At 39.9% G+C, this 25658-nt stretch carries 18 protein-coding genes and 1 pseudogene; 6 read left to right on the top strand and 13 right to left on the bottom strand.

Going from position 1 to position 25658, the window contains the following annotated elements; translation table 11 throughout:
- The first annotated feature begins 251 nt into the window (after positions 1-251).
- The gene (locus tag EEL30_26505; protein QDX95502.1) at positions 252-755 is read left to right on the top strand and encodes an ADP-heptose synthase; all 504 of its coding nucleotides are present in this window, start codon (positions 252-254) and stop codon (positions 753-755) included.
- Between the two features lie 283 nt (positions 756-1038).
- On the opposite strand, the gene EEL30_26510 is transcribed toward EEL30_26505, so the two are convergent.
- A complete protein-coding gene (locus tag EEL30_26510; protein ID QDX95503.1) occupies positions 1039-8673 on the bottom strand; it encodes an amino acid adenylation domain-containing protein in 7635 nt (2544 codons plus the stop codon).
- 487 nt (positions 8674-9160) lie between these two features.
- Between EEL30_26510 and EEL30_26515 the strand changes: the two genes are divergently transcribed.
- Together EEL30_26515 and EEL30_26520 are read left to right on the top strand one after the other, a co-directional pair.
- Positions 9161-9349 carry a hypothetical protein gene (locus tag EEL30_26515; protein ID QDX95504.1) on the top strand — a complete coding sequence of 63 codons (189 nt, stop codon included), beginning with the start codon at positions 9161-9163 and terminating at the stop codon, positions 9347-9349.
- Between the two features lie 96 nt (positions 9350-9445).
- Positions 9446-9934 carry a purine-binding chemotaxis protein CheW gene (locus EEL30_26520; protein QDX95505.1) on the top strand — a complete coding sequence of 163 codons (489 nt, stop codon included), beginning with the start codon at positions 9446-9448 and terminating at the stop codon, positions 9932-9934.
- Positions 9935-10185: 251 nt separating this feature from the next.
- Here the strand turns inward: EEL30_26520 and EEL30_26525 are convergent, their stop codons facing one another.
- The 8 genes and pseudogenes from EEL30_26525 to EEL30_26560 form a co-directional block, all read right to left on the bottom strand.
- Entirely contained in the window at positions 10186-10866 is a 681-nt protein-coding gene (locus tag EEL30_26525) for a hypothetical protein (GenBank protein QDX95506.1), read from the bottom strand.
- A 129-nt stretch (positions 10867-10995) separates the two neighbouring features.
- Entirely contained in the window at positions 10996-11583 is a 588-nt protein-coding gene (gene thpR, locus EEL30_26530; protein QDX95507.1) for an RNA 2',3'-cyclic phosphodiesterase, read from the bottom strand.
- A gap of 77 nt (positions 11584-11660) precedes the next feature.
- Positions 11661-12149, bottom strand: a complete 489-nt coding sequence (locus tag EEL30_26535) for a hypothetical protein (GenBank protein ID QDX95508.1) — start codon at positions 12147-12149, stop codon at positions 11661-11663.
- 468 nt (positions 12150-12617) lie between these two features.
- A complete protein-coding gene (locus tag EEL30_26540) occupies positions 12618-13622 on the bottom strand; it encodes a hypothetical protein (GenBank protein QDX95509.1) in 1005 nt (334 codons plus the stop codon).
- Between the two features lie 3 nt (positions 13623-13625).
- Entirely contained in the window at positions 13626-14423 is a 798-nt protein-coding gene (gene surE / locus EEL30_26545) for a 5'/3'-nucleotidase SurE (protein QDX95510.1), read from the bottom strand.
- Between the two features lie 203 nt (positions 14424-14626).
- Positions 14627-15194, bottom strand: a pseudogene (locus EEL30_26550) (class I SAM-dependent methyltransferase).
- A gap of 7 nt (positions 15195-15201) precedes the next feature.
- Positions 15202-16335: a peptidase gene (locus EEL30_26555; protein QDX95511.1), complete on the bottom strand. Its 1134-nt coding sequence runs from the start codon at positions 16333-16335 to the stop codon at positions 15202-15204.
- 61 nt (positions 16336-16396) lie between these two features.
- Positions 16397-17737: an HlyC/CorC family transporter gene (locus EEL30_26560; GenBank protein ID QDX95512.1), complete on the bottom strand. Its 1341-nt coding sequence runs from the start codon at positions 17735-17737 to the stop codon at positions 16397-16399.
- Positions 17738-17885: 148 nt separating this feature from the next.
- On the opposite strand from EEL30_26560, the gene EEL30_26565 reads away from it, so the two are divergent.
- From EEL30_26565 to EEL30_26575, 3 genes are all read left to right on the top strand, one after another.
- The gene (locus EEL30_26565; GenBank protein ID QDX95513.1) at positions 17886-19577 is read left to right on the top strand and encodes a helicase; all 1692 of its coding nucleotides are present in this window, start codon (positions 17886-17888) and stop codon (positions 19575-19577) included.
- A 238-nt stretch (positions 19578-19815) separates the two neighbouring features.
- The gene (locus EEL30_26570; protein ID QDX95514.1) at positions 19816-20385 is read left to right on the top strand and encodes an RNA polymerase sigma factor; all 570 of its coding nucleotides are present in this window, start codon (positions 19816-19818) and stop codon (positions 20383-20385) included.
- Positions 20366-21847 carry a hypothetical protein gene (locus tag EEL30_26575; protein ID QDX95515.1) on the top strand — a complete coding sequence of 494 codons (1482 nt, stop codon included), beginning with the start codon at positions 20366-20368 and terminating at the stop codon, positions 21845-21847. Before EEL30_26570 ends, EEL30_26575 begins: the two co-directional genes overlap by 20 nt.
- A gap of 131 nt (positions 21848-21978) precedes the next feature.
- Here EEL30_26575 and EEL30_26580 read toward each other — a convergent pair whose 3' ends face one another.
- The 4 genes from EEL30_26580 to EEL30_26595 all read right to left on the bottom strand — a co-directional run bounded on the left by EEL30_26580 (position 21979) and on the right by EEL30_26595 (position 25575).
- Entirely contained in the window at positions 21979-22908 is a 930-nt protein-coding gene (locus EEL30_26580; protein QDX95516.1) for an IS3 family transposase, read from the bottom strand.
- Positions 22869-23552, bottom strand: coding sequence for a transposase (locus tag EEL30_26585; protein QDX95517.1), 684 nt, complete (start codon positions 23550-23552; stop codon positions 22869-22871). The genes EEL30_26580 and EEL30_26585 overlap by 40 nt, the downstream gene beginning before the upstream one ends.
- A gap of 102 nt (positions 23553-23654) precedes the next feature.
- A complete protein-coding gene (locus EEL30_26590) occupies positions 23655-24635 on the bottom strand; it encodes an ABC transporter permease (protein QDX95518.1) in 981 nt (326 codons plus the stop codon).
- Positions 24628-25575, bottom strand: coding sequence for an ABC transporter ATP-binding protein (locus EEL30_26595; protein ID QDX95519.1), 948 nt, complete (start codon positions 25573-25575; stop codon positions 24628-24630). The genes EEL30_26590 and EEL30_26595 overlap by 8 nt, the downstream gene beginning before the upstream one ends.
- Positions 25576-25658: the final 83 nt, after the last annotated feature.

Raw genomic sequence — 25658 nt, forward strand, 5'->3', positions numbered from 1 at the left:
TCATGATTGACAACAAAAAAGACCTTTACCTACGTACATATGTACATAGGCAAAGGTCTTGCTAACAACGATTGGTTGCCAACAAAGCCGAGGATTATTCATCCTGTAATGACGACTTTGCTGTAAAAGCTACTCCCCTTTGACTGAGAGTTACGTTCTTTTAAGTTTTATATTGTCATCATACGAGGAACTCCACTTGTTGTCAAGCATCCTTTTCAGTATGATGGATGAGTAAGGAGGAGGAGACAAAAGTGAAGAAACCATTTGTGATTGAAGCCATCATGCTTGCTATATACGGTAATTTACTAGTGCCAAGCGAGCCTGTCGAATACCTCATCCCTTCTTCTACTCTTCGTGAACTGGACGAATTTGTAGGAAATTCTAGTCCCATCATGCATGACCCGGAAGAAGAGAAACGGGTAAGAGAAATTGTTGGAGACATGATCCAATATTTCCAGAATCCTTTTCGACGTAAAATGATGGAAAAATCATTGGTAGCACCATGGTCTACCGTTACTTTTGAACATAGTGATACTGTTCACTTTACCATTGTAAAAGCGGAAGATACCGCCATGTGGGGGGATATATTTGATCCCATTGAAACAGAATTAATTTTAACGTCCATGAAATGGGACATTCCACTAATTACGGACCAAACCGAATGGCAGGATCGTTTGCTGGAATATGTGATTCCGATTCAATTTTATGATATTGAGGACTTTGATTTTGCCGTGGAGCCCAATCTCTACTTATAGAGAAAAAAGAAAGGCTTATCCTTTATACTCAAAGAGATAAGCCTTCAGCGTGTAGACAAGTACCAAGGTACAAACAGGTCTACACGCTTTTTATTGGATATATAAAAGCTAAATGAAAGATAATGAAATCTGTGGTTAACCGCCAACATCATGCAGTGCCGGGAGAAGCACGCGTTCAAAAAATTAGTTTTGGTGGATGCTAGCAAGCACGCTTGGCAACCACATTACCCCTTCTTTTCTGTAAAAAGCCTTACCCTTGGATATCTTTCATGGTGAGAGCTTCCTACTTTATTACAGTCTCTTGTATCGTAGGAAAAAAATCTACTTCAATAGCATACTCTATCATACCTCTTACAAGTTTTTCCGTCGGTCTTGGGCAAACAACGGATGTTTTCTGTAAAAATTCCTGTGTGAGTGCACAATCAGGTATTGAAATAGACATTCCTTCACTAGCTTCTAAGGAAGGTAAGATCAACTCTAATGCTTGTTGTTTCTCCTCAGAAAGATCACCCTGATAAAGAGTTTGGATATACTCTTGCGCATGAATAAGAGAAATCGGATATCCCGCCTTTTGTACATTGCGGATAAAGTCCTCCCAAGTAATTTGGTACGGATTGCAAATATGCAGAGTCTCACCAATCGTTTCTTGTTGACATGCCAGCTGCACAATAGCTTTGCTTCCATAATCAATTGGCGTTACATCCATATAACCAGGCATAGAAGGGGCCACTCGTAAAAGGAAGATTGCTTTAAGTAAGCGATAAAATGCATTTTCATGAATGTTATATTGAAACTTACCCGTCACAGAATGACCAACCAAATTACCTACTCGGTAAATAGTAGCATCCAATCCCTCTTCGATAGCTTTCCTAACACTTTTCTCTGATAGAAACTTACTTTCAACATAGACATTCTCTATCGTTTGACCACGATCAAAATCCGTTTCATAAAACATAAATTCTTCTGGATCGTGAATAGAGTGACCAACCACACTTAACGTGGAGATATAATGAAAACGTGCTTTCATTTTTTTCGATAACTGTAACAACTCATTTGTTGAGTCAAGATTTACCTTATGAAAATATTCACGATCTCCATAATGTCTTACCTCTCCCCCGCAATGTATAACCGAATTAAATTTACCTACAAGACTATCCCATATCAAAGAATCTACTCCTAGATTCTTGCTACCTAAGTCACCTTCTATTGTGAAAACTCTCCCCTTCATCTGAGACAGAATTCCTTTTCCAAAATAGAAAACCATTTTTTCAGCCAGTTTTTTATCAATGGAGGTTTGTTCTGTTTTACGTACGAGACAATAGATAGAGACAGAAGGTATCTGAAGCAATTCCTTCAAAATATACGCTCCTAAGAAACCAGTAGCACCTGTAAGAAATACTCCCTTAGGAATATTCATTGTAATGTTCGTCAAAGGCTTTTCTCTTTTCCTTTGCTGCACACGGTTTACAATAGGTTGGGTAGCTTTCTGGGGGAGCTGCTCTGTAATTTGAGTTTCTTCTTTCTTTTCTTCTAAATATTGTGCAAGCTTTGCTACTGTACGGTATTTGAAAAAATCCTGAATACGAATCATTGGATATTTTGGCTTCAGTTGTACGAGAACAGGCATGATTTTCAAGGAGTGACCACCCAACTCAAAAAAATCATCTTCTAATCCGACTGCCTCCACATCTAAAACCTGTTCCCATATGTTAGCCATCTCTATTTGCAATTCCGTCTCAGGCTTAGTAAAGGTTCTTTCTTTTGTTATCAAATGTGGTGAGTTTTGTATCAAACTTTTCCGATCGACTTTGCCATTTGGTGTTAAAGGAAGCTCGCTAAGGTGTTTGTAATGTCTTGGCAGCATATATTCTGGAAGCATTCCAGATAAGTAGGTATTCAATTCGCTTACTTGGATTTCTTCTTTACTAGTAGTTGTGTAATAAGAGACGAGAACTTTCTCATCTATAGAGTCTACTGCCAAAACAACGGATTGATGTATCAATGGATGTTGTAAAAGAGTTTCCTCTATTTCACCCAATTCTACACGGTAACCCCTTATTTTAATCTGATCATCTCTTCTTCCCACAAATTCAATATTCCCGTCTGGCAACCATCTCGCTAAATCACCTGTTCGATATAATTTGTCTGCATATTCACGAGAGAATGGGTTAGAAATAAATACTTCTTCATTTTTCTGCTCTTGATTCCAATACCCTGGGGAAAGTCCGACGCTCTCAATGTAAATCTCACCAATCGCACCAATTGGGCACAGATTCTTTTGAGAATGTAGGATATAAATCTTCGTATTAGCCAGAGGTTTTCCAATCGGGACATTCTTTTGTTCAGGATGAATCAGGTTAATTGGATAAAAAGTTGCAGAGACAGTAGCTTCCGTAGGACCGTACTCATTTACAATCAACGTATGCTGACCAAATCTATTTTGCCATGCTCGAACAGATTCGGCAGGTAATGCTTCCCCCCCGACCATCATCATGCGCAACGTTTTGATCATTTCCGCTTCTATATTATTCATGGAAGCAATCAGATTATGAAAAAATACGACCGGCAAATCGGTGATTGTGGCCTTCACTTTTTGAACTGCTTGAGCATATGCACTTACTGAGTACCTCTCTTCTTCGGATAAAATGTGTAATCTAGCTCCATGTAACAAAGCCGAAAAAATTTCAGATACAGAGGTGTCAAAGCTAAAAGAAGCAAACTGTACAAAATTATCCTCATGACTCACCTGAAACTGATCTTTCCTCCACTGAATCAGGTTAAGAACCCCCCGATGACGCAGTAATGTGCCCTTTGGTTTTCCTGTCGAGCCAGATGTATAAATGACATAAGCTATATCCTCTGGGGTGCTTACAATATCCACATTATTTGTTTGCGAATGCTTATATACATCATCCATCAGAATGAGGACACCTGTATAAAGAGATAAACCCGTCTTTTGAGAATCTCTCGTAATCATGTATGACGTTTTACTATCTTCTAAGATATATTGAATTCGATCCTTTGGATAACTCGTATCAATCGGAACATAGGCTCCTCCTGCTTTTAAGATACCTAGCATAGCAATGATGCTCTCTATGCTTCTATCTAATAATATGGCCACTTTATCATTAGATCTCATTCCTTTGAGACGCAGATAATGAGCAACCTGATTGGAAGCCTGATTTACTTCTTCATAAGTAAGAGAATGCTCACCCATCGATATAGCTTCTTTACTAGGGTACTTGCTTGCTTGTTCATAAAACCGTTCTTGAATAGTTTGGTTGGTAGGAAACATTGCTTTTGTATGATTTACTTCTTGATACAAGTGTTTCTCTTCGTCTGTCAATAAATCTAGTGCATGTGGTGCCAACGATCGCTGGTCTATGAAAGCTTCTAAAATTTTTTCTAAGCTACTAGCAAATCGAGAGACAGTATCTTGTGTAAATAAATCTCTGTTGTATTCAAACGTAACATGTAATTGTTGCTTTTTCTCATTCACAGACAAGGAAAGATCAAATTTACTTGTATTTATATCGCAAGGAAGCACTTCTAATTGATAGTCACCCTGCTGTAGGTTCAGATTATTTTCATAGCTAAACATTGTTGAAAAAATAGGTGTTTGATTTTCAGTTCTGTCTGGGTTTATAAGCTCTATTAACTTATCAAAAGGATATGCTTGATGATTATAGGCTGTTAAGCAAGTCTCTTTTACCTTTTGTATAAGCTGTTGCAAGGTTTCCATACATTGAAGATCCATCCGAATAGCCAATGTATTTACAAAGAAACCTTGAATATGCTCCAAAGATTCATGTATTCGCCCAGCGATAGGTGTTCCTACAATAATATCTTCTTGTCCAGAAAAATGGTTTAGAAGTTTGAAATAAGCAGCTAATAATAGCATATTCATCGAAACATTTTCATCTCTACTTACTTCTTTTAACTGCTGCGTCAGCTTTTTGGTAAGGGGATAACATATGGTGTCCCCTTCAAAAGTCTGTTCTTTAGGTCGAGTGAAATCCATAGGTAGCTGTAGAACAGGCAAAGGCCCTTTTAGCTGTTCTAGCCAATATGCTTTTTCTACTTCCCAGTAACCCTTTTGGAGCTGTTTTTCTTGCCATTCTGCATAATCAATATAACGGTGATGAATAGGCTGTAGCATGGGAGTAATATCTTGTTCACGTGCATTATAAACCTCCATACATTCTTGAAGGAGTTGTTGTATACTCCATTCATCCGTGATGAGATGATGAAAGTTTAAATAGAGATAGCTTACCTCATCAGTAAGGGAATATAACGCAGTCCGAAACAAAGGTCCATTGACCAAATCAAAAGGCTCTTTTACATCATTTCTTACCTCTTCTTCAATCAAGGCTATCTGCTTTTCTTCGCGTAAATGGGATAAATCCTTATAAAAAAATGATAGCTCGCTTGTGTTGCGAATGATCTGTCTAGGTTCTCCTTGTAATTCTACAAATATGGTACGCAAAATTTCATGTCGTTCCATCAATATTTCAAAAGCTTGTCTAAATAAATCGGGATCAAGACTTGGTCTGACTTTCACCTGTAGCGGAACATGGTAAACACTATGGCCAGAATTCCATTTATCTAAAAACCATAACCGTTTCTGAGCATTCGATAATGTATAATGCTCTTGTTCGGTAACGTGCGGCAGTAAATCTTTATCACTGTTTGATTGATGGGTAGACTCTGTATCTGCTTGCTTGTCGATGAATGCTGCCAAACGTTCAACCGTGCGATACTGGAACATATCCTTTAGCTCAATTTTAGCATTCAGTTGCTTATGTACTTGATTGATTACTTTAATGCCTATTAATGAATGGCCTCCTAGTGCAAAAAAATCATCATCAATACTTATTTTTGTTTCTTCCATTTGGAGCACCTTTGCCCAGATTGTTACTACATCTCTCTCAGTAGACGTACTAGGTGAAATACATGTCTTGTTCTCCATTGTTAAAAGAGATTTGGCTTGTTGAGCTAACGCTTTACGATCTACTTTTCCACTAGGTGAGAGAGGCATTGATAACAGAGAATAAAAATGATCTGGTACCATATAAACCGGTAGCTTTTGATTCAGGTAGTTTACTAATTCCTTCGTTGGTATGTCCTCAGTAGAATCAGCAGATATATAAAAGGCTACTATTCTCGTACGATCACTATCGTCTTTATGGACAACAACGACAGAATCCTTTACTTTGGGGTGTTGCAGTAGAATGGTTTCAATTTCATCTAGCTCCATTCGATAGCCTCTAATTTTTACCTGATGATCCACACGTCCAATAAATTCCAAATTACCATCTTGTAAAATTCGCCCAACATCCCCTGTACGATAAAATCTTTTCTCTGATTGATTAGGAAGAGCAAGTGAAATAAAAGATTTCTCTGTCTGTTGCACTTGATTTAAATAACCCTTTGCTAATCCTACTCCCCCAATTATCAATTCTCCCGGAACGTTTATAGGGCACAGCATACCATGTTTATTCAAGACAAATATTTCACTGTTTGCTAGAGGCTTTCCTATTGGAATGTGCTGTTTCGTTTCTGGTACCATTTCAGTGATATCATAGATGGTTTTACATACAGTAGCTTCTGTAGGCCCGTACGCATTAGCAATCGGAATTTTCGTCCCCATTTTGCGTTGCCACATACGTACTGGTTCTGGAGACAATGTTTCACCACCTACAAAAATTACTTTTAGTGATTGTAACTGACGTAAAGTCTCCTGAGGCAATTGTGTTAGTTGTTTAAAATAAATAACAGGAAGAAGGCAGTAATTCGCTTTGTTGTTTTTTACGGTAAGGACAAAATTTTCTGGTGATGTTCGATCTAGGTCTGAAAGCAGATAAAGCCTTCCCCCACACAATAAGCTAGAGAAAATTTCCCACACGGAGGCATCAAAAATGAAGGAAGCAAATTGTAAAAATACATCTTTTTCCGTAAATCTGTACTTGTCTTTTAAAGAATAAACTAAGTTTACAACCCCAGTGTGGGACAATAATACTCCTTTTGGATTACCTGTTGATCCTGAGGTATAGATCACGTAAGCAAGATCTTCAGCAGTATGAGACGATTCGACTGAATAAAGAGGGAGATGCTGAGGAAACTCTTCCCAAAATAAACAGCCTCCAAAATCAGCAGGAAGTTTATCCTCCCATTTTTTCCTTGTGATCAGATGATTTGCTCCACTATCCTTGACCATATATTGAATGCGTTCAGCAGGAAAATCTGGGTCAATAGGGACGTAAGCTCCACCTGCTTTTAAGATTCCTATCATGGCGACAATGGTATCAATATGACGATCCATCATTAATGCAACCAGTTCATTTTTGCTGAGGTTATGTTGAAGCAGATAATGTGCTACTTGATTTGTACGACTCTCCAATTGCTTATATGTAATAGCTTCCTCTCCCATTGTGATCGCGAGGCGTTCTGGATATTGAGCAGCTTGTTCATCTAGAAGCTGATCCAACGTCTTGGCCGCCGGATAATCCAGATTATTATGATTTATCTTTTTATAGATCTCGTAATCCTGTTCAATAAGTAATGGCAATGTATGTAGAGATGCTTCAGCGTTTTGAATCAATGTTTCTAGCGTATGAATGTAGCGATGTAGAAGGTCCTTGATCGTTTCAAAGGCATATAAATCCGTATTAAAGTCTATTTCTATCGTATATTCCCTCTCTTGGCTACGTACTACTCTCCATACGACATCAAAAAGAGTCGTACGTTTAAATTGGTAGGTTACTTCTGCCTCAAGTCCCTCAAGTTCAATTGTAGGAAGACCTACCATGTTGAATACAGTAGAGATTAGAGGTCTATCTCCCTTACTGGTGGAATTAGTATTTTCCATCAGATATTCACTTCGATAATTTTGGTGTTGCAATGCCTCTCTAACACTTATATCTACCTGTTGAAGTAATTGATTGCATGTTTTGATGTTAGTAAAAGAGAGACGTATAGGAAGAGTATTAATAAAGTAACCAAAAATCTCTTCAAATCCTTTTCGAGGTCTTGTATTTGCAGGCATACCTACCACGATATCTTCTTCCGTTGTCATTTGATGAAATAGGATAAAATAGGCCGTTAACATAACACGATATACACTTACCTGATTATCTTCAGAGAATTTCTCAACCCTTTTCATCAAGGTAGCGTCTATTATGCTACTTAGGTAATCTCCTTGATAGGACAGGTTGTTAGCGGGAACACTATCGTAAGGGAAATTCACGTAAGGAAGAGAGCCTTCCATCTTATTTTTCCAGTATATGTTAGATTCCTGATAGGATAATGCTCCTATGTTACTCGCTTGTTGAATCTTAGTAACTACGTTATCTTCATTTTCCTTGTCAGAATCAATTTCTTCATTCCTTTTTAAAGATGTATAAAAAGTAGATAATTCTCGCAAAAAGATACCAGAGCTCCAGCCATCATAAATAATATGATGAAAAACAATATAAAACAGATATTCTTGGTTACTTTTTTTGATTAAATAAGGGCGAAATAATGGTCCTTCTTTTAACTCAAACGGTTCAATTCGTAAAAGCTCTAATGAGTCCTGTATAATACTTTCCTTTTCTAACAAAGGGATAGATGTAAAATCATACGGAGTTATTGGGACTTCTACTTGAGGTAAAATAATTTTTTGCGGATTCTCTTCATCTCGACAAACAAAAATCATTCGCAGAGCTGGATGACGTTGAACAATTCTATCTAATGCTTTTTGCAATACGAAAAGAGATACTTCCCCTTTCATTTTAATACCAAGAGGTTCATTGCATAGCGCTGGATTCATTTGATGTGCTACCCAAAGAGATTTTTCTACGCTTGTCAGCTCAATAGCTTGTTCATAGGTTGACTTTTTTTCCCGTTTTTCTTGCACCAGACTCGTTTTTGTAGACATTCTAATAGTCCCTCCTAAATCAATTAAACGATTCACTCATGATTGTTTGTTCGGGGTTTTCATAATCTGTGTTTTCAAACAAACTACATGCTAGATTTTCTCTAGTAACATACCTCCCCTCTTTTAAGTCAGAATAAAAATAACACTTTTAACTTTTTAATAACCTTACAAATTAATTATACATATTTTGTAAAAGAAAAAAATGGTATTCAATTATTTTTTATTAACTTTTATTTACATAATAAAAAGTCCGTTACAGATAAGTAAGAATAAAGGCTATACGATAGGAAAACGTAATTGTTATGTACGATGATTTCGTTAGATTCCGATTTAAGTATGGTCACGCTATGACATGAAATAATCTAACAATAACGAAGAAATAATGGGATGAATCAGGTACAAAAAGATCACTTATCATTGGGTGGTCCTTTTTGTTTTTAGTTCAGTAGTACTTTATTGAAAGCAAGGAAAAGCTTTCGACTCCCGCATGTATAATATTCATTCATTTCCTTTCACTATTGTTTACAATAATATCAATTACAATATGATATTGGAAATTATGGTTTTCCTTATATTTCCACAATCCAAAAAGGAAATATTAATGTTTGAAATTGATCAGGCAATAGCAAAAATGTGGACGGAACCTAGTCAACTTTCGGATGATTTAATTAACTAAACCTAACGATTCCTCTTTCCAGTTGAGATGATATAATAAAGAGAGACGTACATAGCAAACGTACTTGGAAAAGAAAAATAGAGAGGGGGAAGCCTCATGGAATCAAGTCAAAACCAATTGGGCCTCAACCAGTCGCAGAACGAAGCCGAGGCCCTTTCTTATATTTTGTTTACCATGGGTAGTGAGACGTTCGGTTTTCCATTGGAGAATGTCTTGGAGATTGTTAAGCCTATGCCTATCACGAAGGTTCCTAAATCACCTGAATATGTAGAGGGTGTCATTAATCTACGTGGGAGTATTCTGGCCATCTTGCAAATACGTAAAATGTTTGGGCTACCGTCCATTCAACTTACCGAAGAAAGCCGGTTTATCGTGCTCAAGATAGACGGGTTTGAAGCAGGGATCGTTGTGGATGGTGTATCGGAAGTAGCCAAAATTTCGCCTTCTTCCATTAAAACAGCTCCACCTGTTGTTGCAGGATTAGATGGGTCCAATTTAGCAGGCATTGCTCAAGAAGGAGATCGTCTGCTTCTTCTACTTGATCTTCATACTATTTTTGCCCCATGGCTTCAACCTGTTAAATAAGTAAGCTTAATCGGTTATTGGTGGCTCTGTTTCTCATTTTTACACATCACAATGAGCCACCGTAATTGTTGAGTGATTGCAATTGTTGCAAAGATAATTCTTTATATAAAGCATGGCTTTCCAATTAGTACAAAATGAACACAACAAAGACCTTGCCCTCATCATTTCTTGGCAAAGCCTTTGTTTACTGCCTTTTTTTGATTGGTGAAGCATGCTTATTGGCCCATATCCTTCTTAGGAAAACAGGAAAACTATGCAAGGCCACTATCTCTGCCACCACTTGCTAAATACGAATAATTAACCCACATCATTTCTTCAATACCTAAGATCTCCTTAAACAAATCCACTGAATCATACAGTAGACTATTACCTGTTTCATAATCGACTTCCACTAGAATGTTCGTGTCAAACAAGGAATGGAGTTGCTGAATCTGCTTGGGAGACAAGAAGGAACGAAACAACTGTGGTTTACAGCGAGATAATCCCTTCTGCACTTCCTGGCGATACATTTGTGTAGTAAAAATTGTATCAATTAGTTCATCGTATTCTCTGCGTAACTCTTCTTCCTTCATATAATCATCTGGGTCTATTACACGTGGATATCTCCGCTTCATTTCAGTCTCAGCTAATTCCATATCTAGAATGTAGCTAATCGTAGCAGACGATACCTCGTAGCCGCCTTCAAATAGACGGAAGCCCCAACCGCTGTCCTCCGCATCATGGAACCATAACAAGGCCACTCCACGTTTGGATAAATCCAATAAATATTGAAGAGTTTCCGCTGTCTGCACCCACTCATCTTCTAGAAAAAACGCATTCCATTCATCGTTTAACCGCTTATGAAAATAAGGTTGTTTCGAGTCAGGTAGTTCTTTAATCAGTTTGTTCTCGTAACGTCTTGGATACAATACCCCGGTAGTAAACTCACTCATTTTGAATTTCCACCGCTTTCTCAGCATCTGACATCTCGTAATGTTTGATCGCTTTCATTCGCGATCTCCTGTTTTTACTAAGTTTATTCAGATGGTGAGTAATTTTGAACGGCAAAACGGTGTTTTTTTCTATAAGTTCGTTGTTTCGCCTAATAAACTGGTAAATAGCGGAGTATGAATAGCTCCTTCTGGCAGTAATTCAGACTGAAATAGGGTAATTTCCTCTACCATCCAGCTAGGTTTGGGATGGGGTAAAAAACGTTGCGACCAATCTGCTAATGGGAGGGAACGTTCGTCATGCAAAAACGGTTTGCGGGCTATGGTTACATGAGGTTCATACGGTCGTTTGTCAAACTGTATGTTTTGATGACGATCCAATCGTTTACCTAAAAGGAGATGCATCTGTTGCAACGACTCTACATTCCCTTGCATGCCCAGCCACAATACTCGTGGCTTTCCACCTTGAGGAAACGAGCCAAAATGATCAATAGCTAGAGAAAAAGGACGAATAATGGAACTGACAATCTGAATATCTTTCTGTAGCTCTGGAATTCTCTGTTCATCGACATCACCTAGAAAATGAAGGGTCAAATGTAAGTTATGTAAAGGTTGCCAGCGTTGGGCATTAAGCTCCTGTTTCACTTGTCGTTGGGCATCTTCAATATAAGAAACCACCTTGGTTGGGACATGCAAGGCTATAAATAGGCGTCTTAGCATAAGATAATCTTTCCTTTCTCATTCGTATCCGTAAAAAAGAGGACTCTCTCATAGAGCGCCCTTTTTTCCAGCCACATTTAGGCAGCTGTATTTCGTCCCGTTATCATACCCAATACATAGCGAATATATGCAGCTACAGTATCATGTTGCGGTTGATACTGAAAATGAACCGACAGATCCATTTGCTTCGTTTGTTCAGTTGAAGCCACATTCCAGTGAACTTCCGCTTCGTAAGAAAAATATTCATCGATTCGCTGTTTGGTGGTTTCCGCATCCCTCAGCGAGTTGTAAGAAAATGAAAATCGCATCATCATAGGAATATCTTGTTCTTTGTCAGGACCGAAACCGTATCTCCCCGGCTTACTTTTCAGCGTAATGACTCCTGCCAAATCCCAAAGAGTGAAATCCGCACAAAAGGTGTTTGCAAACGACTCTCCTTGTATTGAAAGCCGTACCCCTCCTTCCGTACGAAGAGATAATGATTGGGCAATCTGCTCTACTTCTTTTTGCAGACCTTGAAAGGATTGAGAAATAAGTGCGATACTGCCATGCTGGGAAGAATTCACTACCTACACCTCCATCACTTTTTTATGAATTAGCCGAGAACACTCGTGATTTTAATCATGAGATGAATCGGCTTCGGACAAAGCGTGTCTTCTGACACGTTAATTGTCCGACTACTTCTTTGAATAACTAACAAGAACAGGTATACTAATCTTGTACAGATTGCTCATTGAAAACTGAATGTATGGGGTTGCCATAAGGAATGCTTTGTGGCGTAAAACATTCAAGCACCTTCGTCCTCTCTGACCGAAAAGCGAAAACCAAGCAGTAGGTCAGAGAGAAGAGTCCAACGTACACTTTTTTTCAATAACCGTAGGGACTACGGGGATAGCCTGCTAATTCTCACTTCGTTGGATGTGATAGCGCAGGAATCTCGTGGCTTTAGCCATGAGAGGTTCAAATCTCTCTTTACTTTTTCGCAATTAGGCTTGTCTAATCCTTTGTTGAAACATGTCTAGTTTTCTGTATGTTTAGACAAATGGATTTGCGCTTATTTGATCAATACGAGAAAAAAGTCGAGCCAGCTTTGTTTGCACCTCATCATTTAATTCCAAGTGATAACAACAACCCGCTTCTCGTTGAAAAATCGGAAATGCACCTTCTACTAGCGGTGATATTTCCCGAATGTTTCGAAAAGCAGGAAACCGATGAAACACTGTCCTAAATGGATCATCTTGCTGAGTCGGGTACAGATTACGTAAGGAAGGGCTAGTATAAATGGAGAACGTTTGCTCATCGCCATAGACCCAGATTAGAAAATCCGCTTCCCGAATATGACTTATTGGATGTTTATTCAGCATGTGTAATGCTTGATGCAAGCTCTCCATCAAGACATGCTCTGCCTTATCCTGATTCTGTTCCATATGGATTCTGTACAGAAAATCATACGCTTCTCCTTCTTGTAACAATAGTTCATCTAGCAGTTCCATTGCTGGCCTGGAGGCAATCTCTTCTGATAACGTAATGGACATTCGGGTACGCTCATCTAGTTCCTGAAGCATCTGGTAAACACCTGATCTTTCATTAGATGAAAGCGTAAGAATTTCTGTGAAGATGTGAACCAGCATGCCCTGTTCCCTTGCTAAAAAAAACAGCTCCAGATTGGGCTGCTCTAACAATGCATGAAGCCAGGTGCGTTCAACAGTTACATGAGGGGTAAATGAAAGCGGAAATCCGAGTGGGGCAATCGCATCAGATTTTGTCCAGACGATAAGTAGTAATTTCTCCTCATACGTACGAAACTCAACCGTACTAACTCCCTCTACCGCTTGACTAAAAGCATCAATATCCTCAAATACCAAGTAAATTTCAGAAACACCTTGTTCATTTATTCGTCCAAAACAGGGGTATCCTTCCTCGTTCACGATTTGGTACAAGGAGACATAAGTCTCTATAGACAGAACCTCCCCTGACGTATGAACATCAGGAGATGGTCCAGAGAAAGAAAGTAAGGGCTGCATCTGCATTTCTGCCATTTGTTACTCTCCCCTTGGTTTATTTTTTAGAAGTGGCCACTCTTTCATTTGCTCCAGTAATTTTCGGTCAGTGGAATCGATATGAACAGGCGTAACAGTCATATATCCACTTTTTAACAAACGAAAATCTTCTTGCTCGCCTTGCGTATCCCACTGGTCAGGATATTCTCTTCCCAAAAAATAACCTGTTTCCGCTGGGCTGTACACATCGTTATAAAAGTCAAACGCTAGAACAGCTGGAGTAATCCCTTTTACTTGGTTCTCAGGCAAATCGGGGACATTCACATTCCAAAACACTTTCTCTGGCATTTGTTTCTGTTTGGTTTGTTCCATAAATTGTTGGAGCAATGGCCCAATAATGCTGCCTACTTCTCCAAAACTTGCCTGATTATGATAATTATCATAGGATAAGGCAACAGCTGGGATACCTAAAATAACAGCTTCACGAGCCGCACTACATGTCCCTGAGTAGTAAACATCTTTTCCTAGATTAGCACCTACGTTTATTCCTGATAACACGAGATCAGGACGCTCTTGATCTTTAAATAGCAGATAATATGCTGCCTTTACACAGTCAGCAGGATTTCCATTTACGCTCCAGGCCTTTACTGGTAAGCCATAAAAATCATGCGGTGTAGGCGCCAGTGCTTCACGAAACGTAACACCGTGACCCACTCCGCTTCTCTCTTCACTTGGAGCAACCACATAAATTTCAAGGTCCTGTAAAGGAAGAAGGGCTTCCGCAAGGGTTCGTATACCTAATGCTTCAATGCCATCGTCATTTGTAAGCAGAATACGCATAATACCAATCTCCTTTAACAATCTGATCTTGTTATTGTAACAAATCGGATGGAAAGTTTCACCTCTCGCCCTACTCATCATTCATAACATTCCTATCAAATAAAAATACCGAGGAATCAAGCACACTCCTATGATACCTTGCTTTTTTAGGAGTTATGCCGTTTTCCTCGGTTATCTACTTGAATACCACGCTCAATTATTTACTATCGAACACTTGCAACTATGGCAAGAGCTGGGCCATTAGGGTAGGCCGGATCGTCAAAGCTTGCTTCTATATGGAAGCCGACATGATGCAAGCCTGCAAGCAAATCCTGCCTACTCAACCAATTGCTAAAGGGTAGGGTGCCCCCGATAAACAGACTGCTATCGAGTGCTTGCAAATAGTTATGTTATACAGCGTATGTGCAAAGCCATACTCTGAAGCTGATTGCCTTCCGCTAAATCGCAAACCGTAATCAACGGTGTGCTGTAAGATGTTCTCATCAAAATAATGCGTCCATAAATACATTTTCTTGCATCGCTCTTTTAATAATCCCAGCACCATGATTAGATTGACCATATGGTATAAAACACCAGACGCGAAACAAACATCAAATGTTTGATCTGTCTGTTTTAAAAATTCTACAAAATCCCCGCAAAGATAGCGTACACGTTTCAGATCGTTACTTCTTTTGTTACCAAACAACGCAAAAAGCATTTGGTATTCGCTTCAATCCCGAGAATGCTGGCGGCATCCCCCTTTTTTTCTAACAAATAACTATGTCCCTTCATTTACATATCATCGTTTTTTAAAAAGAGAAAGAAGGCTGAATTTTCTTTGACGGTTATGAGTATTTTTATTTGCTGAGGTATTTTCATGATTTTTCTTCACATGATTTTTTACATTGTTTCTTTCATGTTTTTTTCCATGAGCTTCTTCTTCACGTTTATTTGTAGGATTATTTGTACGATTGTTTGTACGATTATTCACACGTTTATTTACGCGATCCTCTGCACGACTACGTTGTTCTGCTAGACGTAAGGCATATAATCCTGAAATATGAGCAGCCGCCATAGAGGTACCGTCCAACGTGCGATATTCTTTATTTAACCAAGTCGATTTAATGGCAACACCAGGAGCAACCGTGTTCAATCCTCTGCCTCTCGCACTAAATTCAGCCAATTTTGCCTGTTGATTGATGGCTCCTACCGCAACTACTTCACGATAGGCAGCTGGAAATTCCAATGCTCCACCGTTATTACCTGCGGAGGCTACGAGCATGATTCCATTCTTGGAGGCTACTCGCAGAGCTTGGTGGAAAGCAGGATGATCCTCCCCCGTACCGAAGCTCATGTTAATAATATCTACCTTCTGCTCAATAGCCCAGTTAATTCCAGCAATGATGTCGCTGATATTGGCTGTTCCATCCACTCCAAATGCTTGCACATCATAGAGATCGACCTGTGGTGCAATACCTACAATCCCACGATTATTGGCCACAGCAGCAATGGTCCCTGCTACATGAGTCCCATGACCTCCAATCGTTTTAGACTGGCCTGCTCCTTTTATCACTGAAACTCTCCCTTTTACCTGTCCCTTTAAATCTGGGTGAGAATGGGAAATGCCAGTATCAATCACGGCAACTTTTATTCCCTTACCTTGTGTTACATTCCATATGGCAGGTGCACCTATATGCTCCACCCCCCATGGAATTTCATCCTGGCTGTGTAAACGCACCTGTACTTCATTTGATACCGTATATCCTTCCTGACCAATTAATTTGGTCAGCTTTTCAAATTCATCCTGCGCTACTAATAAACAACCTACCGATGCACAATGCCTAACTGAGGCCATGATGGCTTGATTCTCTGCCAGCTTTTTTGTACATATGTTATAGCCAAGAGTTTTGGGAAATGAAATAATTTTATACACAAAAGCCCCTCCACGAAAATCATGTCTATTTGATATCCTATGCAGGGACTCATTAAGTGGCTTACGTTTCCACTTTTTCTTTTATGAGTTTCTTCACAAAGACACGTGTAATTCGTAAATGATTCACTTCCCCAACTTCAAATTCATACTCTCCTTGTTCGACTTTCATGCCTATAGTTGGAGGATGAGTAATCTTCGTATAAATCCAGCCAGCTATTGTATCTACTTCTGTGGTGTCTAACTGTATATGAAGATAGTCATTTACTTCCTCAAGCAACATACGACCATCAAAGGAAACGATGCTCTCCTCTTTTTGCTTAAATTGCTCGATCTCAGGGCGCTCATCATCAAATTCGTCCTGAATGTCTCCTACAATCTCTTCCACGATGTCCTCAAGCGTGAGTAACCCAGCTGTACCACCATATTCGTCAATTAGAATGGCTACTTGACTCCGTTGTTTTTGCAGCATGGTCAACAATTGACTGATAGAGATGGACTCTGGTACAGATAAAGCAGGACGTAATAAATCCGTCAAATGACGTTCCTTCTCTGTTTCTTTTAACGCATAGGTTAAAATGTCTTTGATATGCAAAATTCCCACCACATGATCCTTATCGCCATTTACCACCGGATAACGAGTAAATCTGCCCGTACTAACAATATCCAAATTATCCTCAAAGCTATCTCTAATATCTAGCACAACCATATCTGTTCTAGGTACCATGATTTCTCGAGCTGTCGTTTCCGAGAATTCAAAGATATTATCTACTAGCATCAATTCGGTGTTATCAATTAATCCGCTTTTGTGGCTTTCATTGACCAAAATACGAATCTCTTCTTCTGTGTGAGCCGCTTCGTGCTCAGATACCGGTTCAATACCAAACAGGCGCAAAATTTTAGAGGCAGCCCCATTTAACAGCTTAATAAAGGGAAACATCGCTTTATAAAAAACTTGCATCGGACGTGCCACAAATAGAGAAACCTGCTCAGGACGCTGTATAGCTAACGACTTGGGCGCCAACTCCCCCAGCACGATATGTAAAAACGTAATAATCAAAAATCCAATAATAACGGAGATTGAACTCATCCATGGTTCTGTTATTCCTACATATGTAAAAACGGGATGCAATAGATGCGCTATCGCTGGCTCTCCAATCCATCCTAACCCTAGAGAAGCGAGCGTAATCCCTAATTGGGTTGCAGATAAATAAGCATCCAGTTGATGTAACAATTTATCAACTAATCTAGCCTTCACATTACCTTCTGCTACAAGCTGGGTAATTCGAGATTCACGTATCTTTACCAGAGCGAATTCCGTTGCTACAAAAAACCCGTTTAGAAAAACAAGAAACAGAACAAACAATAAATTGATGCTTGTCCCAAAAATATTACTCGAATCCAACGCCCTTTCCTCCTATCTCTATAAAGGTACTTGTATTGTAACCTGAGCCCCTGATTTTGAACCAAAATGAAGCTCCTCCCCTGCTTTTCCCTTTCGTCCCGAAATATGGTACCATTGGCTTTATTGATACCGCTATGAGGTGAAGAACGTGTCTTTTCAACCCCATTTACCGCTAATTGTGCAAAGTGATCGGAGTATTTTAGTAGAAGTCGAGAATCCCCTATTTGATGAAGCAAGACAAGCGATTAGTGGCTTTGCTGAGCTGATTAAAAGCCCAGAATATATACACACCTATCGTCTTACACCGCTCTCATTATGGAATGCCGCAGCAAGTCAGCTACAAGCAGAACAGATTTTGGATGCCCTAAGCCGGTACAGTAAATACGGTCTGCCTCCTTCTGTGGCGGATGAGATCAAAAGAGCGTTTGCTAGATATGGATTAATTCAAATGCATACATACGAGGATGGCATCGCCCTGACAAGTGTTGACCCCCTGATCTTAGCTGAAGTCATGGGTTATCAGTCCTTACAACCTTATATAGAAGAAAAACGGTCGGACAGCTTGTATATATTGAAGCCTTATTCTCGTGGACTGGTAAAACAGGCTCTCATCAAGCTTGGCTATCCTGTGCAGGATATAGCCGGCTATCAGGAAGGCGAACCATGTCCGATGAAGCTTATGTCTCACGGTAGTACTGGTGCGCCTTTTGCTTTGCGAGATTATCAGCTTGATGCTGTAGAAGCCTTTTATGCTAATGGTACTGCATATGGTGGCAGTGGCGTCTTGTGCTTGCCTTGTGGAGCTGGAAAAACCATTATTGGAATGGGAACCATGGCACGTTTTGAGACAGCCACACTTATCTTAACCACAAGCACGACCTCTGTCCGGCAATGGATCAACGAAGTAATAACAAAAACCACCCTGACCACTGACATGGTGGGCGAATATACTGGTGAACAAAAAGAGGTACGCCCTGTTACAGTTACCACCTATCAGATGGTGACATCTAGACGGCGAGGTGGGGAAGAGTTTCCTCATATGAACTTGTTTACGGATCATAATTGGGGGTTAATCATTTACGACGAAGTACACATGCTCCCTGCACCCATCTTCAAAATGACTTCGAGCATTCAAGCCAAACGCCGATTAGGTCTGACCGCTACCTTAGTACGTGAAGATGGAAAAGAAGATGAGGTCTTCTCACTAATTGGACCTAAAAAATACGAAATGCCGTGGAAAGCTTTAGAAGCACAAGGCTGGATCGCAACAGCCCTCTGTAAAGAAATCAGACTACCACTCCCCTCTATCTATCGAGAAGCCTACGCTTTTTCTAGCACACGTGAAAAATATCGATTAGCAGCGGAGAACCCATATAAGGTGGACTGGGTACAAAAACTACTGGAGCAACATAAAGATGATCAAATCCTAATTATTGGTCAGTACATCAAACAATTGGAGCAGGTAGCAAGTACACTAGGATTACCGCTGATCACGGGTAAAACACCTGAAGAAGACCGTGGTCGCTATTATGACATGTTTAAACGTGGGGAGATCAAACAGCTAGTGATATCTAAGGTAGCCAATTTTGCAGTAGATTTGCCAGATGCTAATGTTGCTATTCAAATCTCCGGCACATTTGGCTCTAGACAAGAAGAAGCTCAACGATTGGGCCGTGTTTTGCGTCCTAAGGCAACCAACCAAGCCTATTTTTATACACTGGTGTCACGGGATACCCGCGAGCAGGAGTTTTCCAGTAAGCGCCAAATGTTTCTATTAGAACAAGGTTATCACTATCAGGTTATAGATGCCGAGGTAGATACATCAAGCTTTGAAGCTTAGCAAACGTAAAGAATGAGCTACGTACCAAGCTTTCCTAGTTTTTGTATCGTTTTTTTTTCTAAAAAAATGATAGAATGGGGAAGAAACTTTACAAGCACCAGCTTTTTTACAACGTCTTATCCATGCTTATACGTTATGTAAGAGGACTGGAAATATTTGTGGAATAAAAACAAAAAAACCAACTGAAACGTTTGAAAACAACGTATCGTCAGATGAAGTGAAGGGAGGCAATACTTCGATGCAAACCGACAGTGAAGTTGTACAACAGGTTTTGCAAGGGGACGTCGAAGCTTTTCGTGACATTATTCAAAAATACCAACATATGATCTATATCTTCATATATAAGATGGTAAACAACAAGTCAGACGCTGAAGATCTGACCCAAGAGGTATTTATCAAAGCCTACGAAAAGCTGAACACCTATCGAGGTGAAAGTCAACTAACTACATGGCTCCATACTTTAGCGAGGAATCGTACCATCGACTTTCTCCGGCGCCGGAAGTTCCATGATACGGATGAACAATTGGCTTTCGTCCCTTCAGGAGTACAGAATGAACAACCACAGGAATCGCTTCTGCGAAAAGAACAACAGAAGACCATCGCCGAAGCTTTCGAGCTGCTATCTGACTCCTATAAAGAAGTTATTGTGCTTCGTTGTACGCACGAATATCCCTTTGATAAAATAGCTTCCCTTCTCGGGGTAGCAGAGTCTACAGCACGGGTTCGATATTTACGAGCAAGGCAAGAATTTGCCAAAGTGTTAACGAAGATGGAAGGAGGACTCGTACATGAATTGCCAAGAATTTAAGGCAAAATGGACTAACACTGTTGACGACGACACCGCTCTTTCCCATTTAGAATTCTGTGATGAATGCTTGGCTTGGCTAGAAAATGAGTGGTCATCTAACGAAGAAAATTTATTCCTAAAAGAGATTCCACACCCTTCCGTTGACTTGGAAAATAGCATTATGAATAAGATATATGCCGCTCCACAGCATCAAGGAGGATTTAGTCAATCTGAAAAAACGGAGCGAGGAATCATTCCACTTGCAGTAACTGATCAAACAAAAGGAAGTAGCAACACCAAAGCCAAACGCTTTAAATTCTTATCCTATCCGGTCTTGGGCGCAGCTAGCGTTCTATTGGTCATGGGACTTGTCGGCGTCCAAGCTTTAAATGGAGGATTTACAGGTGGAGTTGATCATCCTCCACAGGTAGCTTATGCACCGGTTCCAGAGGAGCCAACCTCCTATATGGCTCAGTCACCACAAATCGATACCAAACAAGCTCCTACGAGTTCGAATTTGCCTGAGACAAATTCGTTGGTAACTGACCAAAAAACAGGATCACAGGAGACTTCTGTTCCTACCATGCAAAAAGCAGAAGGAACAACGGAAAAAAAGGAACCAAAGCCTGTTAGAAATGAAAAAGATACTGCGGTAGCTCAGGCGAAGAAAACACAGACACCTTCCACTGACTCTGCGATCGCTATGCAGAATAACAGTAAGCAAGCTGTCCAACAAGGACAAAATAATAATCCAGCCATTTCATCCATGCTCGCTTCACGTTCATTGTCTCCACAACAAGCAGCGTCAAAAGAGCATGCAGTGACAGCTGCTGAGGCAACAGAGAAAAATCTGGATGATCAAAAATCTGGATCAGAGTCTACAACACCCTCTGATGAATTAAAAAAATCAAATGACATAGCAATAGCAAGCCCTGAAAATCAGACAGTAGGGGAAGCTTCTTCTATAGCCGAAACCGAGGTTGAATCAGCGGGCTCTATAAGTGAAATGTTCACGCAAGAGAAAGAAAAGGAGAAAGAGAAACCTCAAACCTTCTCTACCTTCGTTTCTCTGGACAAAGCGAAGCAAGCTTCTGATATGCCACTTGCTGCTCTTGTCAAAGCAGATTATAAACTAGCTTCTGTCAATATTCATTACGAATCAGAAACGAGTAAGCACGTTACCTCCCAAATATCTGTCTATCGCCATGGTGAAGCTGAGATTAAGCTAGAGGTACTACGTAATGATACGCAAAAACGAGCTTTATCCATTCCAGGAACCTTCGCGGGCTCTCCTCAAATCTTCTCTGTAGGGACTGATAAAGCAATCGGAGTAACGTTTGACTCCCAAGAAAAAAATACCATGCAACATACTGTCCATCTTATTACCAACAAGTCTTCCCAACAGCTATATGTGATTGCAACAGCAAAGGGAATGAGCTTGCAGGATTTAATGGACATTGTAAAAACCATGAATTGGTCATAGCTTGATGTTTTTTGCTTACACCAACATGAATACCCTCTAGCCGGAGTAAAATGAACTGCCCCCAGTCAAGTAGACAACGGAAAAACAAAAAAATCTGACACCAACTATTTTCACATGGGTTGGTGTCTTTCTTATGCTGCTGAATTTTGAAGGTAGTGCCTGTATTCCAAAGGCGTCATACAGTTTAGTCTTTTCTGGTATCGATGGTTATTGTAGTAAGTTATGTATTCCATAATTGCTACTTCCAATTCTTTGTATGTATTAAATTTATTGAGATAATACATCTCGGATTTTATCATTCCCCAAAACGATTCCATCGGTCCATTGTCTATGCATCTAGATACCCTCGACATGCTTTGTATCATTCCTGCGTCGTCCAGTTTCTTTTTGAACATTTTGTTCGTATATTGGAATCCTCGGTCACTATGAAAGATGGGTTTAGCATTAGGATATGATTGATGTGCGATATCAAAAGTTCTAAACACAAGTTCATTGTTGTTGGAATGCCCTACCACAAAAGAAACAATACTTTTATCTGACAAATCCATGATTGCACTCAAATAAGCCTTGCTTTGAAGGCCATACTTCATTTCCGTCACGTCAGTGAGCCATTTTGTACCGAATCCGTCGGATTCGAAATCTCTGTTCAAAATATTTTCCGTCGTAATTTGAGGAGTTGACGGAATGTAACTTTTCTTCTTCCTGCGGCATACTGATTTTATTTGTAAGATTCTCATGAGTCTGTATATCCGTTTATGGTTAACAGTAAGATTGTGTTGTCGGTTTAGTTTGATTGTCATCTGACGATATCCAAGGATCCCATTTCTTTCTTCATAGGCATCCTTAATCATGGGAAGCAACTCTTTGTTGAATTTCTCGTTATGGCTTTCTTTCCTATTTAGCCATTTATAATACGAAGAACGTTGAATTCCCATGTTTTCACAGAGTAGACTTATGGGATATGATTTACTTTCATGAAGATCACGTATTGCAAGATATACAGGTTCATATCGGACTTGGCTTAGAATCGCCTCCTTTGGATTTCGTCCAGCTTTTTTAATAAATCAATCTCCATTTGCTTTCTTCTGTTCTCAGCTTGAAGCAGCTTATTTTGTGCCCTCAGCTTCTCCACTTCGGACATCTCATCTTCAGATTTTCGCTTTCCACGTTTATCCTGAAGTGCATCTACACCAGATTTAATGTATTTATTTGTCCAAGAATAAACTTGCTGATAGGATACCTGAAATTTCTGTGCGGTTTGGGCGTAATTGTGTTGATGTTCTATACAGAATCTGACGATTTCAATTCTTTCATCGTAAGTAGTTGCTCGTCCTTTTGTCATGATTGGTGTTCCTCCTGTGCCGCAAGCTTTCGGCTTCTCATGACCATTATACTTCAGGATCCAGTTACGCAGTTGGCGGGTTGATTTGATGCCATATCTTTTACATATATCCATGTGAGAACCACGACTAGCCAGATAATCCTCGACAGCTGTTTTCTTTAATTCTGTGGAATAGGAGGAGTTCTTGGATGTATGGAGCAATCCGTTTGGACCTAATGATTGATAAGTTTGAAGCCATTGTTTAATAGATGGAAAGGAAACATCTAGAAGATTTGCTAAATGATTAAGCGAATCTTCCCCACGAAGATATTTTTCAATAGCTGCAATCTTTTCTGACCCAGATATTTTTGCTTTATGGGACATAAAAATGCTCCTCCTTGTAAGGAAACAGTTATATTATTTCAACTGTCTACCACAAGGGGAGCATATCAAAACCATAGCTAGAGGGTTTTTGTTATATATGGATTACGTAACATCTTGTCGTGTAAACACTCCGTATGCAACAACTAAGGAAACAATTCCCCAAACAGACAGTACCCCAAGAGAGAAGGGTAGACTCATACCTTTAATAGGTGGCAAGCTTCCTGCCAAATAGGTCGTAAGCTGTAAATTTACATTAAATAAATACTTGGCTTGTTCCCACGTAGATGCCATTTGGGTCAAAATTGCCCCACTAATGAGTGCCGCCATCATAATACCCATACCAGCTGCTGTACTTCTCACCAGTACAGAAATCATCAGCGATATTGTTCCCACCACCACGCAAACGAACCAGCCCAATCCATACTGCATCAAGATATATTTCCACTGATCTAATACGAATACCTGTGAGGTTTGTAATCCTTCTCCTGACGCCTGAAAACCTGTTAAAACCGGCATCCTCCAACCTCCATAACCAAAGACTATCCCTGAAATAGCATACGCTAGTACAAGACATAGCAACACGGTCAGCGAGGTAAACAATAAGAGCGTCATATACTTGCTCGTAAGGATTTTCCAACGTTTGACTGGCCTTGTCAACAACAGTTTAATTGTTCCTTCACTAAATTCTGAAGAAACTAGATCAACTGCCAAAATCACAATAATCATGGGTAGAAAAAGACCAACAGCCTGGTCCATAAATCCACGCGCAAACGTAACCGCTCCTGGCGCTGATGGATCTATATCATGATCTAAATAATACTGCTGTAGCTGTAATTGGGTTTTTAAAAAATCTCTCCACTCAGGGGGAATCCGACTGGAAGCCAATCTATTTTGGGTATCTACAATCTTTTGTTGCAGAATGGTACGCCAATCATCTGTTCCAATTTGCTCTCTAGCCACCTCTACCGATTTATATTGCGCATATGTAAAAAGCGGGATCAGAATAAGCAAAATTAAGACAACTACATAGAAGCGCTTGCGTTTGACTAGCTTTAAGCTTTCATTGTATACCAAATCAAGCATGCTTCCCCTCCTCATCTGCTGATTTATCTTGGGTTAAAGTGAGGAATAAATCTTCCAATGTAACCGCCTTTTCTTCAATGCCAATTACATGTACTCCCGCAGTGATGAGGGTACGGTTAACCTCGGCTATTTTGTCCGTATCCATCCGGCATTTCACTCTACCATCCGACAAAGCAATAAGCTCATATACATGGGGACTTGCCTGCATGAACTCCACGGCCTTTGGCAAACTACTATCCGCAAATTTCCAGTTAACCTGATCTGCAAATTGTTCCATTAATTCCTTGACATGACCAACTGAAATGACACGTCCCTTATTAATAATGGCTACACGATCACACATGAGTTCAATCTCACTTAGCATATGACTAGAAATAAAGACACCAATTCTTTCTTCCACTGCCAAGCGCCGTATAAACTGCCGTAATTCACGAATACCAGCCGGATCTAATCCGTTGGTTGGTTCATCTAAAATAAGTAAGCGAGGACGATGTAGCAACGCTTGTGCAATCCCCAAGCGCTGACGCATACCAAGAGAATACGTTTTTACTCGATCATGAATCGCTTCAGTCAATTCCACTTGCTTTACTACTTCACAAATTCTCTCAGAGCTAACCTTTTTACTCATCCGAGCAAGCATCTCTAAGTTCTCTTGCCCTGTCAAAAAGGGATACAATTCCGGGTTCTCTACAATACACCCCACCTGATCAATGGCCTGTAAAAAGTTCTTTTGTAAAGAATATCCACCAATTTTTATCTCTCCTCTATCAGGTCTGGTTAGTCCGACCAGCATACGAATCGTGGTTGTTTTGCCAGCTCCGTTGGGTCCAAGAAACCCAAATACCTCCCCCTCCCTCACATCAAAAGTAATATCATGAATCAGTTGCTTTTTTTTAATTGATTTTTGCAGGTGAACAACAGAAAGAACCTTGTCTGCCACATGACTCCCACCTTTCTGTATGTAAATTGGTTGGTATAGGATTTCTTATTCTTTCACGACGATGGACTTCCCATGCTTTTCCT

It is taken from the genome of Brevibacillus laterosporus (assembly GCA_007833815.1).
GTDB lineage: Bacteria > Bacillota > Bacilli > Brevibacillales > Brevibacillaceae > Brevibacillus_B > Brevibacillus_B laterosporus_D.

Excerpts from the sequence above, each read along its gene's own strand:
- EEL30_26510 (QDX95503.1), bottom strand. The coding sequence starts at position 8,673 with ATGTCTACAAAAACGAGTCTGGTGCAAGAAAAACGGGAAAAAAAGTCA.
- EEL30_26515 (QDX95504.1), top strand. The coding sequence starts at position 9,161 with ATGTATAATATTCATTCATTTCCTTTCACTATTGTTTACAATAATATC.
- EEL30_26520 (QDX95505.1), top strand. The coding sequence starts at position 9,446 with ATGGAATCAAGTCAAAACCAATTGGGCCTCAACCAGTCGCAGAACGAA.
- EEL30_26525 (QDX95506.1), bottom strand. The coding sequence starts at position 10,866 with ATGAGTGAGTTTACTACCGGGGTATTGTATCCAAGACGTTACGAGAAC.
- thpR (QDX95507.1), bottom strand. The coding sequence starts at position 11,583 with ATGCTAAGACGCCTATTTATAGCCTTGCATGTCCCAACCAAGGTGGTT.
- EEL30_26540 (QDX95509.1), bottom strand. The coding sequence starts at position 13,622 with ATGGCAGAAATGCAGATGCAGCCCTTACTTTCTTTCTCTGGACCATCT.
- surE (QDX95510.1), bottom strand. The coding sequence starts at position 14,423 with ATGCGTATTCTGCTTACAAATGACGATGGCATTGAAGCATTAGGTATA.
- EEL30_26570 (QDX95514.1), top strand. The coding sequence starts at position 19,816 with ATGCAAACCGACAGTGAAGTTGTACAACAGGTTTTGCAAGGGGACGTC.
- EEL30_26575 (QDX95515.1), top strand. The coding sequence starts at position 20,366 with ATGAATTGCCAAGAATTTAAGGCAAAATGGACTAACACTGTTGACGAC.
- EEL30_26585 (QDX95517.1), bottom strand. The coding sequence starts at position 23,552 with ATGTCCCATAAAGCAAAAATATCTGGGTCAGAAAAGATTGCAGCTATT.
- EEL30_26590 (QDX95518.1), bottom strand. The coding sequence starts at position 24,635 with ATGCTTGATTTGGTATACAATGAAAGCTTAAAGCTAGTCAAACGCAAG.